The 11,566-nt window shown below is 31.6% G+C and carries 14 protein-coding genes; 12 read left to right on the forward strand and 2 right to left on the reverse strand.

The window, feature by feature from the left end:
* Window positions 1–25 precede the first annotated feature (25 nt).
* Both CLHOM_RS17635 and CLHOM_RS17640 read right to left on the reverse strand, forming a co-directional pair.
* Complete coding sequence (locus CLHOM_RS17635) at window positions 26–805, reverse strand: ABC transporter permease (RefSeq protein WP_052222995.1); 780 nt, start codon at window positions 803–805, stop codon at window positions 26–28.
* Window positions 798–1,448: an ABC transporter ATP-binding protein gene (locus CLHOM_RS17640; protein ID WP_052222996.1), complete on the reverse strand. Its 651-nt coding sequence runs from the start codon at window positions 1,446–1,448 to the stop codon at window positions 798–800. The genes CLHOM_RS17635 and CLHOM_RS17640 overlap by 8 nt, the downstream gene beginning before the upstream one ends.
* 141 nt (window positions 1,449–1,589) lie before the next feature.
* On the opposite strand from CLHOM_RS17640, the gene CLHOM_RS17645 reads away from it, so the two are divergent.
* The 12 genes from CLHOM_RS17645 (at window position 1,590) to CLHOM_RS17700 (ending at window position 11,406) form a co-directional block, all read left to right on the forward strand.
* A complete protein-coding gene (locus CLHOM_RS17645) occupies window positions 1,590–1,793 on the forward strand; it encodes a hypothetical protein (protein ID WP_052222997.1) in 204 nt (67 codons plus the stop codon).
* A 41-nt stretch (window positions 1,794–1,834) separates the two neighbouring features.
* On the forward strand, window positions 1,835–3,814 hold the full coding sequence (locus CLHOM_RS17650; RefSeq protein ID WP_082204472.1) for a sigma-54-dependent Fis family transcriptional regulator: 1,980 nt from the start codon (window positions 1,835–1,837) through the stop codon (window positions 3,812–3,814).
* Window positions 3,815–4,072: 258 nt separating this feature from the next.
* Window positions 4,073–4,561, forward strand: a complete 489-nt coding sequence (locus tag CLHOM_RS17655) for a Na+/H+ antiporter subunit E (RefSeq protein ID WP_052222998.1) — start codon at window positions 4,073–4,075, stop codon at window positions 4,559–4,561.
* Window positions 4,554–4,823, forward strand: coding sequence for an MrpF/PhaF family protein (locus CLHOM_RS17660; RefSeq protein WP_052222999.1), 270 nt, complete (start codon window positions 4,554–4,556; stop codon window positions 4,821–4,823). Before CLHOM_RS17655 ends, CLHOM_RS17660 begins: the two co-directional genes overlap by 8 nt.
* Window positions 4,820–5,128, forward strand: a complete 309-nt coding sequence (gene mnhG, locus CLHOM_RS17665) for a monovalent cation/H(+) antiporter subunit G (RefSeq protein ID WP_052223000.1) — start codon at window positions 4,820–4,822, stop codon at window positions 5,126–5,128. Before CLHOM_RS17660 ends, mnhG begins: the two co-directional genes overlap by 4 nt.
* Complete coding sequence (locus tag CLHOM_RS17670; RefSeq protein ID WP_052223001.1) at window positions 5,125–5,355, forward strand: hydrogenase subunit MbhD domain-containing protein; 231 nt, start codon at window positions 5,125–5,127, stop codon at window positions 5,353–5,355. Before mnhG ends, CLHOM_RS17670 begins: the two co-directional genes overlap by 4 nt.
* A 4-nt stretch (window positions 5,356–5,359) precedes the next feature.
* A complete protein-coding gene (gene mbhE, locus CLHOM_RS17675) occupies window positions 5,360–5,644 on the forward strand; it encodes a hydrogen gas-evolving membrane-bound hydrogenase subunit E (protein ID WP_052223002.1) in 285 nt (94 codons plus the stop codon).
* A gap of 12 nt (window positions 5,645–5,656) precedes the next feature.
* On the forward strand, window positions 5,657–6,076 hold the full coding sequence (locus CLHOM_RS17680; protein WP_052223003.1) for an MnhB domain-containing protein: 420 nt from the start codon (window positions 5,657–5,659) through the stop codon (window positions 6,074–6,076).
* Window positions 6,077–6,439: a sodium:proton antiporter gene (locus CLHOM_RS17685; RefSeq protein WP_052223004.1), complete on the forward strand. Its 363-nt coding sequence runs from the start codon at window positions 6,077–6,079 to the stop codon at window positions 6,437–6,439.
* 4 nt (window positions 6,440–6,443) lie between these two features.
* Entirely contained in the window at window positions 6,444–7,913 is a 1,470-nt protein-coding gene (locus CLHOM_RS17690; RefSeq protein ID WP_052223005.1) for a complex I subunit 5 family protein, read from the forward strand.
* Between the two features lie 13 nt (window positions 7,914–7,926).
* Complete coding sequence (locus CLHOM_RS17695; RefSeq protein WP_052223006.1) at window positions 7,927–9,375, forward strand: complex I subunit 5 family protein; 1,449 nt, start codon at window positions 7,927–7,929, stop codon at window positions 9,373–9,375.
* A gap of 15 nt (window positions 9,376–9,390) precedes the next feature.
* Window positions 9,391–11,406 carry a complex I subunit 5 family protein gene (locus tag CLHOM_RS17700; protein ID WP_052223007.1) on the forward strand — a complete coding sequence of 672 codons (2,016 nt, stop codon included), beginning with the start codon at window positions 9,391–9,393 and terminating at the stop codon, window positions 11,404–11,406.
* Window positions 11,407–11,566 lie beyond the last annotated feature (160 nt).

The following is an 11,566-nucleotide window of genomic DNA, read 5'->3' on the forward strand; positions in this document are numbered from 1 at the left end:
GACTAACATTCCCTCTTTTATTTTATTATATATTTAACTGATCTTCTTCATTAAAGAAGGTTTTATATCCTAATTGCACAAACATTATTACTGTTAAGGCTACACTACCTAAAATTCCAAGCATAATGGCAATTTGATATTCAATAGCTGTAAAAGGAGAAACTCCTGATAGGATTTGACCTGTCATCATTCCAGGAAGAAACACAATTCCCATGCCAACCATAGAGTTTATTGTTGGAAGAATTGAGGAATCAAAAGCACTATCAACAATTGACTTAGATGCAGCTTTAGGGGTAGCGCCAAGCATAAGAGCCATTTCAACTAAGTCTCGTTTATTGGTCATTCCATCTACAAGTTTAGTAACTCCTAAGGATATGCCTGTCATAGAATTTCCGATTATCATGCCTCCAATTGGAATAAAATATCTTGGCTCAAACCAAGGTACAAGTCTTAAAACAACAAAAATAAAGTAAAGAATGGTTATTAAGGTTCCTGAAATCATAGAAATTCCAATGGTAAACTTCATTTGCTTTGAAAGTTCTACCTTTACACGTTTAAAGGTATTATAAATTGCGAAAAGTTCCATTAATATCATAAAGAATATGGTGTAAAAAGCGTTACTATTTTGGAATATATATGAGAGAATATACCCAGTTAATATTAATTGAAGAGTCATTCTTATTGTTGAAATTATGATTTCCTTTTCTCGAGATATACCTTTTATTTTAACTATAGCAAGTAGAACTAGAACGAAAATATATGCTGAAGCCATTTGCCATAGATTAAGATTTAAAACACTATCCAAGGTTTTTACCTCCTGTATGGTTTATAATTTTTCCTTTAGCAATCTCTATTATGTTATCGGAAAAGATCTCTGCAACTCTAGAGGAATGGGTTACCATTGTAAGAGTTTTTTTATTAGACTTTACATAAGTTATTACCTTTGAAATAATTAGATTCTCTGTCTCTTCATCCAGTGCTGAGGAAGGTTCATCTAATAATAATACTTCTGGCTCCATCAATAGAATTCTTCCTAAGGAAATTCTTTGTTTTTCTCCACCAGATAATTTTTCTGCATTTTCCTTAAGAGATTTTTCTAAGTTCAAGAAACTTAACATTTCTAATAGTTCATTTTCACTTACTAAAGGCTTTTCAGAAAATTTTAATCCTATTAGTAGATTTTCTTGTATAGTACCAGGGAATATTACGGGATTCTGAGGCAGCATTATAACTTCTCGTCTAAGTAGAATTGAATCTACTTCTTTTAAATTTTTACCTTTATAAAGAATTTCTCCTTCTTCGCAACTTATTAATTTGTTTAATAGGCGAATTAAGGTTGTTTTGCCACTTCCGCTTTGACCTATTATACAGGTAACTTTTTCTTTAGGAATATGAAGTTCATCTATTTTCAATATATTTTTGTATTTTACGGCTTTAAGAGTATACATAATATACCTCCTTCTGATAGTTCTACTTTACTATTTCAAAAATATAAATTCAATAGAATTACATAAAATTAACATTAGGATATAATTATATTTATGCTGTGATATAATAATAGTATAAATAAAGGAAAGAGGGGTAAAAGAATGATGATGATTTTGGGTGCTGTTGTATTAATAATACTGGTTATAATAGTTTTAAAAATGTTAGAAAATCCTATGGATGACTCAGGAGAGTTTAATGGAAACATTTTCCCCTTTGAAATAAAAGACCCTGAAGATTGGTTTAAATCAAAACCAAAGGAAGAAAAAAAAGAAATACAGGAAAATGAAAAGAAGAATAAAAATTAAGTTTAATTTTATGAAAGCTAAATTTTAATGGAGGGGTTTTATTGCCTGAGAAAAACTTCATAAATTACAATGAAGAGATTGTTGAAAAATGGGAACTATTTATTGAAGAAGATATATTGAATGAGAAAGAAATTAGAAAATCTATTGCAGATTCTTGGAAAAGGAGCAAGGCTTATGGAGTAAATCCTTATTCTCAAGATTTTACAAAATGCCTTAGCGAGGAAAAACTAAAGAAGAGGCACAAAGAATCAAACTTACTATTGAAAACAGCAAAGCCATTTATGGAAAGTATATATAAAATAGTTAGGGATACAGATTTTATCATAAGGTTAACAGATAAAGATGGATTTGTATTAACTCATATTGGAGAAGAAAAAATAGTGGATATGTATTTCTCTATAGGCGCAGATGACGGATATAATGTAAAAGAGGAGTTCGTCGGTACTACTGCTATTGGCATGGCACTTATTACTGGTGAACCAATGCAGGTCGTAGGAGGAGAACACTATTTAAAGGAATATCACAAGCTGACATCGTCGGCATGCCCCATAAAAGATAAAAATGGAACAATACTTGGAGTTTTAAGCATAACTGGGAGTTACAAGCAAGTCCATACACATACTTTAGGTATGATAGTTGCAGCAGCAGAAGCTATAGAAAAAGAAATTAAACTTGAAGAGTATAACAATGAGCTAAGAGCTATTAATGAAAGATTTTATCAAATAACAGAATCAGTTTCTGAAGGAATAATAAGAGTGGATGATAAAGAGAATATAGTTAGTATAAATAGGTTTGCTCGTAAATTACTTTCCTTTAGTGAAGCAAATATTATTGGAAAAGATATTAAAACAATTCTTAGTCCAGATAACAGACAAGATATACTTAAGGGAATTATAAATGGAAAAAGTCATGTGGAAGAAGAGGTTAACTTTAAGACTAGGAATGGTAGAAAAAAAGCGTGTATTGCTAATATTACTCCTATAAAATCTGCTGGAGGGGTTGTAATTACTTTCAGGGAAACAAAAATGCTTCATAGCTTAGTAAATAAAATTGTAGGTGCAAATGCCAAGTTTACCTTTAGTGATATTCTAGGGAAAAGTGATGCCATAAACAAAGCAATAAAGCTTGCTTCTGTTTCGGCTAATACTAATACAACTATTCTGCTTCAGGGGGAAAGCGGTACTGGTAAGGAAATGTTTGCACAGGCTATTCATAATGAAAGTGATAGAAAAGGATATCCCTTTGTATTCTTAAATTGTGGAGCCATACCTAGAGAATTAGTATCAAGTGAGCTTTTTGGATATATTGAGGGTGCTTTTACAGGGGCTAAAAGAGGAGGTCATCCTGGCAAGTTTGAATTAGCTGATGGAGGAACAATATTTCTAGATGAAATTGGAGATATGCCTCTAGATGCTCAGGTAAGCTTGTTAAGAGTACTTGAAGATAAAAAAATAGTAAGAGTTGGGGGAAATGAGGTTATACCAATAGATGTTAGAGTGATTGCTGCTACAAATAAGGATTTAAAGAAGGAAGTTGAGCTTGGTAATTTTAGAAGCGACTTATTCTATAGAATAAACGTAATGCCTATATATACCCCTACCTTGAGGGAAAGAAAAGAAGATATAAGAATATTAATAGATTACTTTATTGAGAAGTTGTGTAAAACTACTAATAAAACAGTCAAAGGAATTGGATCAAGCTTTTATAAAGCTATGCTAAGCTATAATTGGCCAGGTAATGTTAGGGAATTACAAAATGTAATGCAAAGAGTTATTAACATGGTGGATAATAATGTTACACTAACAATTAAGGATTTACCACCATACATTGTAGATAAAGATTCTAAGGAAAATATGGAATTTGGCAAGCAACTAGTTACACTTGATGAATTAGAGAAGAACTATATAAGTAAGGCTATACAAGAATGTAACGGCAATATAGCAGCAGCTTCAAAAGCTTTAGGTATAGGAAGAACAACCATGTATAGAAAGATGAAAAAATATAATATTGAAGAAAAATAGCTTGTAATAAAGTGTTTCATCATGAAACATTCGTTTCATAATGAAACACGAAAAATGACATAAATTGAAAATGTGTTTCTTAATGAAACATTTAAAAAAACAATTACTGTATTATGTAATTGTTTTTTTTATTTTTCTAAAAAACACTGGATGAGAATAAGTAAAAATAAGGGTTTACAAATATTTTTTAATCCTATATATAATTGGCACAATAATTGCTTTATAAAGTTAATATAACAAGTAAAGGAGGTATTTAATATGATATTTAAAGTTATGTTTATGTATATAATGTTTTGGTTAATACTATCTGAAGGCAACAGCATGGAAAGTATAGTTATAGGAACGGGTATTTCTGCTGTTATAGGAGTATTCAACAAAAGATATACTCTAGTGAGAATACACCAAAGAAGCTTTAAGAATATAGGTTTACAAATTAAGTATTGGGCATTATTTCTTTTAGTATTACTTAGGGAAATTGTTTTAGCAAATATTCATGTGGCTAAGGTGGTTCTAACTCCAAAGGTAGAAATATCCCCTTGCATGACAACGTTTACTACTAATCTAAAATCAGATTTTCTAAGGACTATCTTAGCGAATTCTATAACCTTAACTCCAGGTACCGTAACTGTAGATGTGATTGGTGATGAATTTGAAGTACATTGTTTAAAAAGAGAATATGGACAGGGGCTAGTAAATTCAGAGTTTGAGAAGATTTTATTAAGAATAGAGGGGAGTATGAATGATTAAAATATTAGTTTTTGTAACCTTAATATTATGTATAACCATATTTCTTTGTATATTTAGAGCAGTTAAAGGTCCTACTGCAGGAGATAGGCTTATTGCAATAAATGTTGTTGGAACAAAGACAATTATATTGATACTAGTAGTTTCATTTATACTTCATGAAACTTACTTCATAGATGTAGCCTTAGTTTATGCTTTAATTAGCTTCATTGCTTCTATTGTTATAGCTCAATACATTAAAAAATGGGGGGAGAAAAAGACATGATTATAGTTTTTGGAATGTTAGCTATAGGAGGTTTATTTTTCTTAGTGGTAGGAACTATTGGATTAATGAGATTTCCAGATATGCTCACAAGAATGCATAGTGCAGCAAAATGCGATACCTTAGGAGCTGCTTTAATATTAACTGCTTTAATAATTTACAATGGATTAAATATAGTAAGTCTAAAGCTTATACTTATAATTTTATTTCTTTGGCTTACAAACCCAACTGCAACGCATTTAATTGCAAAAGCAAATACTGAGCAGAGCTTTAAGAAGTCAATAAAAGGAGGGGGAATAGAAAGATGACCTTATTAAGTATAATTATGCTTATGTTTTTGATTGGATCATCCATAGCAGTTGCTATAATGCGAAATGTTTTGGCAGCTATTATTATTTTTATGGTTTACAGCTTAATTATGGCGGTTATTTGGCAGCAGCTTAATGCACCAGATGTAGCCATTACAGAGGCAGCTGTAGGTGCAGGTGTAACTACAGTGCTATTTATGCTTACATTAAAGAGAATTAAGGAGTAAAAATATGAAAAGGTTAGCAGCTATATTAATTACAGGGAGTTTAATATTAATTTTACTTTTAGGAGTACAGGAACTGCCCAGCTTTGGAAGGGCTAATAATCCAGCAAACAATGAAGTTTCAAGGTACTATATAGAAAATGCCACAAAGGATACTGGTGCAACTAATATTGTCACTGGAATCATACTGGATTATAGGGCTTTTGATACCTTTGTAGAGTCTAGTGTGCTATTTACAGCATCAATAATAGTAATACTTATTTTAAAGGACAATAGTAATAAAACGGAATAAGGGAGTGAGAAATTGAAAAGTGTAATTTTAAAGGAAATAAGTAAAGTTGTCATTCCTTTTATACAGATTTTTGGAGTTTATGTTATTTTTCATGGACATTTGAGCCCCGGAGGAGGCTTCGCCGGCGGAACTATAATTGGGGCTAGTTTTATATTGTACAGAATAGTATTTGGAATAGAGTATGCTCAGAAAAGATTTAGATACAAAATTTTAATACCTATTTTATGCTTTTCCATAATGCTGTATGGAGTTTTAAAAGGTTATAGCTTTGTTACTGGCGGAAGCCATTTGAATTTACCACAGCCCCCTCTAGGAACACCTGGAGACATTCTAAGTGGAGGCTTTTTACTTCCATTAAACATATTAGTAGGAACTATTGTAGCAATAGTTATCTATTTTTTATATAGTCTGTTTGATAAAGGAGAAATATAAATGGAAGCATTACTGACTAATTATTACGAGGCTTGTGCTATGATTTTATTTGGCGTTGGCTTTGCAATATTATTACTACACAGTAATCTAATAAAGAAAATTATCGGGATGAATATTATGGATACGGCTATTTTTTTGTTTTTTATTGCAAAAGGATATATAGAAAAAAGGGAAGCACCTATTATAGTTGACGTCTATAAAGGTGTGGATGCATATATAAATCCGGTCCCTTCTTCATTAATGTTAACTGGAATAGTTGTGGCAGTAAGTACTACCGCCTTTGCTTTAGCACTTACTATAAGGCTTCATGAGAAGTATGGAACTATAGAGTTAGATGAAATTATGAAAATGAAAGGAGACTAGAATATTGATTATTAAGAGTTTTCCCTTAGTGACTATTCTTGTTTTATTTATATCTGCTTTTATAATGCCATTAATAAAAAAAGGAAAGCTGGTGAAAACCATAAGTCTGGTTTCTATGCTTTTGGGGCTTATACTTTCCCTGACTACGGCTTTTTATGTAATAAGGTATGGGAAATTCTATTATAGGATAGGACATTTTAGCGCCCCTACGGGTATTGAATTCTATATTGGAAATATTGAAGCTATTATGGGGATATTATTTACCTTTGTATCCTTGATGATTATATGGTATTCGGTTTACAGCATTGACGAGGAAATAATCAGCAGCAAAATTTCGTTGTACTATTTGCTTATTAATATTTTAATAGGATCCTTACTGGGAGTTATCTATACCAATGATCTGTTTAATGCTTTTGTATTCATTGAAGTAGGAACCCTAGCGTCCTGCGGAATAATAGTGGTGAAGGATAAGAAGGACAACATAAGAGCTACCCTTAAATATCTTATCATGAGCTGCTTAGGTTCAGGGCTTGTGCTTATGGGAATAGCATTTATATATTCAATAACTGGCCAACTAAATATAACCTTTATTCACAAGGAACTTTTAAGTGTATATGATCAATATCCCAGGGTAATTCTTATTTCTTTAAGTTTATTTACCGTAGGTCTTGGAGTTAAGAGTGCTATGTTCCCATTACACACTTGGCTTCCAGATGCTCATTCTAGTGCACCTTCATCTTCTAGTGCTATACTTTCTGCACTTGTTCTAAAGGCTTTTGTACTACTTCTAATTAAGGTTCTATATAGAGCTTTTGGCATGGATATAATAAGTGAATTTCCAGTATTAAATATAATATTGATACTTGGAAGTGTAGGTATGATAATGGGTTCTGTTTTTGCTATTTTCCAAAGGCAGATTAAGAGGGTAATAGCCTATTCAAGTGTTGCTCAGATGGGATACGTTTTTTTAGGAATCGGACTTGGAACTGAGCTTGGGGTTGCAATTGCTGTATTCCATATGATAGGTCACGCTGTTACAAAATCTGCCTTGTTTTTATCCGTAGGAGCCATGATTGAGAAAACCGGCAGTAAAGAGTTAAATGGATTAAGAGGTATAGGAAAAGAGATGCCAACAACCTCTGTATTATTTCTTCTTGGTGCTTTATCTATGGTAGGAATACCTGTGCTCCCTGGTTTTGCTAGCAAGTGGAATTTAGCTTTAGCTAGTATTGAAGTAGATAAAATATTAATAATAGGGATAATTTTAATTAGCAGTCTTTTAAATGCTGTGTACTATTTTCCTATAGTAATTAATGGCTTCTTTGGAGAAGAAAATTTAAAAGACAAAGTATATAAATCTAAGTCTAAGCCAATAAAGGAGCTGCTTCCTATTTTCTGTCTTATATTTGCTATGATTTATGCAGGCTTCAGATCTGGAACAATAATTAATTTTATTAAAAATGGAATAGTATAGGGGGAAACTTACAATGAATTACTTAATTTTGCTTCCGGTTTTCCTTCCTTTTCTAGCAGCTATTATAGTACCTATAATGAAGTTTAAAGAAAAAGAAAGGAACTTTTTTGTAGGAACGGCAGTTATAATTAACCTTATTATAGTCATGGGAATTTTCTATGCTTTAGGTGAAGGAGAAATTCATTTATTTAAACTAAATGAATTTATAGATGTATTCTTTAAAATTGATAAATTAGGAATCTTATTTACATCGTTAGTTTCTATACTTTGGGTTCTTACTAGTTTTTACTCTATGGAATATATGAAGCATGAAGGTAAGGAAAATAAGTTCTTTACATTCTTTATAATTACTTTAGGAGTTACCGTAGGTATAGGGTTTTCGGGGAATCTTTTCACCCTGTATATTTTTTATGAATTTCTAACTTTGGTTACTTTCCCTTTAGTTATTCATACGGAGAGTAAGGAGGCATTAGAAAGCGGTAAAAAGTACCTAGCATACTCCTTCGGAGGGGCTACCTTTATTTTACTGGGAATGATACTTTTATTCAGCATGACTAATAATCTAAACTTTCAGCCTCACGGCGTAGTGAGGGCTGTTTCTACAGATAATTTTAATCTATATTTAGGAATATTTATAAGTATGTTTATTGGTTTTGGAGTTAAGGCAGCTTTAGTTCCTTTTCATTCCTGGCTTCCTTCAGCTATGGTTGCTCCAACTCCTGTAAGCTCACTTTTACATGCGGTAGCTGTAGTAAAGTCTGGAGTATTCTCCCTCATTAGAATGTGTTATTACATTTTTGGAGTAGACGTTATAAAAGAGCTTAAAGGCAATATATACATGATAGTGCCGATTATTATAACTATTTTATTAGGTTCTTTTATAGCAATTAAGCAGGAAAACTTAAAAAAGAGACTAGCTTATTCAACTGTAAGTCAGCTAGGTTATATACTTCTTGGGATTGTGCTTTTAAATAAGAATGCCTTTATTGGAGCCTTACTTCATCTAATAAACCACGCAGTAATAAAAATTACCTTGTTCTTTGTGGTTGGATCTATAATGTACACTACAGGAAAGAAAAACATAAGTGAGATAAACGGGATGGGAAGAAGGATGCCTGTTACTATGTGGTGCTTTACAATAGCTTCAATTTCTTTAATAGGAATACCACCAACAAATGGTTTTGTAAGTAAGTGGTTCTTAGCTCAAGGTGGGCTTACAGCTGGAAAGATCATATTTCCTGCAGCCTTACTATTAAGTGCTGTACTAACTGCTCTATACCTTTTCCCGGTAGTTACAGCAGCATTTTTCAGAAATGGAGATTATGAAAATACAGCAGCAAAAGAACCGCCTAAAAAAATGCTTATTTCAATTGTTATTATAACTATAGTAGTGGTAATACTAGGTTTATTTCCAAATCCAATAATTTATTTCATAGAAGAGATTGCAAGTGAGGTAATATAAAGGAAGGTGAATTTTATGGATCCAAAGGTCATGCTGATTTTTATAATGCTTTTCCCTCTCCTAGGATCCTTTATAGGATATATTCTTGGAAGGAAAAATGAGAAATATAGAGATAGTTTTAATATTTTAATAACAGGCATTATTTTTATAGTGGTGATTCTTCTATTTCCACATGTTAAACAGGATACCTTAGAGGTTTCTATTCCATATGTCATGGGCACAGGACTGCATTTAAAGCTTAATGCTTTTAGATATATTTTTGTGTTTATTACAGCTTTTGTGTGGTTGTTAACTACGATTTATTCTAATGAATATTTAATAAAATATAAAAACAGAAATAGATATTATCTATTTTTTATGCTTACCTTATGGAGTACTATAGGGATATTTTTATCAGAGAATTTTATAAATCTTTTTACCTTTTTCGAAATCATGTCCCTAACCTCTTATGTTCTAGTAATTCATGAGGAAAATGAGTATTCTCATGAGGCTGGCTATACCTATATAGTAATGGCTGTTACTGGAGGACTAATACTGCTTATGGGATTGTTCCTTCTCTATGACTATACAAATACCTTAGATATTGATGCTCTGCAGTGGGCTGTACAGGGTATAGGAAATATAAAGTATTTTATAGTATCATTAATAATTATTGGTTTTGGTGTAAAGGCCAGTATGTTTCCACTGCACATATGGCTGCCAAAGGCATACCCAGCTGCCCCAGCCCCAGCTAGCGCTGTATTATCTGCCATATTAGTAAAGACGGGAATATTCGGGATTATAGTTACCATTGAAATAATGATGAAGAGAGATTTAATTGTTGCAGCTGTAGTATTAATACTAGGATTTATAAACATGCTCCTAGGTGGATTTTTGGCTTTATTTCAACGTAACATTAAAAGGATACTTGCCTATAGCAGTATGAGTCAAGTTGGATATATTCTTGTGGGAATTGGACTTATGGGACTTCTAAAGGAAAGCGGAGCTGCAGCTCTCTACGGAACTTTATATCATGTAGTGAATCATGCTTTCTTTAAAGGCTTACTATTTATGCTATCTGGAATTATTTATATAAGCTTAAATACAGTGAATATAAATAAAATAAGGGGCTTTGGAAGGAATAAAAAAATATTAAAAATCCTATTTATAATCGGCTTCTTTGCTATTATTGGAATGCCAGGCTTTAATGGATTCATTAGCAAGAATTTATTGCACCATGCTTTAGCAGAAGCAGAGCATATATATGGCGGAGCCTTGTTCACTTTAGCAGAAATTGCATTTACCTTAAGCAGCAGCTTTACAGTTGCCTATATGCTTAAGATATTTATAGCTGTGTTTGTGGAGAAAAGTGAAAAAGATATAGAAGAGCATAAAATAAACATTTCCTTTAGATCAATTATTCCGATGGGTATTTTAGGGGCTGCTATAATTTTTATAGGAATAAATCCAAATAGTATAATGGGTATATTAGAAGCTTCTACTGTATCTTTTGGAATGAAACCTATGGAAGTTGATTTTTATAATTTGACAAATATTAAGAGTTCTTTTATTGCTATAGCCATAGGCACTGTAATATATATGTATTTTATCATAAGGTATTTAAGAAAGAGCACAAATGAAGAATGGTACTATGAAAATGTTTCTCTTAACTGGTTTAGCATTGAAAATAATCTCTACAAGCCTTTAGGTAGAATGCTATTTAAGACTAGTTATGTATTTCTAAATTCTATAGATAAAGGACTTGTTAAAGGAGTAGTGTTACTTGAAAATGCAATGAGATTTATAGGAAATATAGAATTAAAGAATAGAAATGCAATAAAAAATAAGCTTAAAAGTTCAAATGTATTCAGTTGGAAGGAAGAAAAAAGTGGTAATTATAGCATCCAAGGTAATATGAAGGAGAATCTGGAGGCTTTTCAAAGTATAAATGAAAAACTAGGAGATTTAAGCAGAAATTTAAACAGTATAACTTATTCAGTATTTTTATTTGGAACAGTTCTTCTTGTATGTTTAGTGATTATGTTTATATAATCGTGAAAAATGAAGAATATAATTAATAGGGTAGAGCCTGTAAAAATTTTTGTGTAAAGTGAATAAAAAGCACTCTTTCTTGGCAAGAATTTGGATAAATAAATACCAAATATATACAAGAAGGAGTGTTTTTTTATGTCGAATATTTCTAAAGAAATTT

Origin of the sequence: Clostridium homopropionicum DSM 5847, assembly GCF_001263795.1 — a bacterium.
Lineage (GTDB): Bacteria > Bacillota > Clostridia > Clostridiales > Clostridiaceae > Clostridium_H > Clostridium_H homopropionicum.

Excerpts from the sequence above, each read along its gene's own strand:
- CLHOM_RS17640 (WP_052222996.1), bottom strand. The coding sequence starts at position 1,448 with ATGTATACTCTTAAAGCCGTAAAATACAAAAATATATTGAAAATAGAT.
- CLHOM_RS17645 (WP_052222997.1), top strand. The coding sequence starts at position 1,590 with ATGATGATGATTTTGGGTGCTGTTGTATTAATAATACTGGTTATAATA.
- CLHOM_RS17655 (WP_052222998.1), top strand. The coding sequence starts at position 4,073 with ATGATATTTAAAGTTATGTTTATGTATATAATGTTTTGGTTAATACTA.
- CLHOM_RS17660 (WP_052222999.1), top strand. The coding sequence starts at position 4,554 with ATGATTAAAATATTAGTTTTTGTAACCTTAATATTATGTATAACCATA.
- mnhG (WP_052223000.1), top strand. The coding sequence starts at position 4,820 with ATGATTATAGTTTTTGGAATGTTAGCTATAGGAGGTTTATTTTTCTTA.
- CLHOM_RS17670 (WP_052223001.1), top strand. The coding sequence starts at position 5,125 with ATGACCTTATTAAGTATAATTATGCTTATGTTTTTGATTGGATCATCC.
- mbhE (WP_052223002.1), top strand. The coding sequence starts at position 5,360 with ATGAAAAGGTTAGCAGCTATATTAATTACAGGGAGTTTAATATTAATT.
- CLHOM_RS17685 (WP_052223004.1), top strand. The coding sequence starts at position 6,077 with ATGGAAGCATTACTGACTAATTATTACGAGGCTTGTGCTATGATTTTA.
- CLHOM_RS17695 (WP_052223006.1), top strand. The coding sequence starts at position 7,927 with ATGAATTACTTAATTTTGCTTCCGGTTTTCCTTCCTTTTCTAGCAGCT.
- CLHOM_RS17700 (WP_052223007.1), top strand. The coding sequence starts at position 9,391 with ATGGATCCAAAGGTCATGCTGATTTTTATAATGCTTTTCCCTCTCCTA.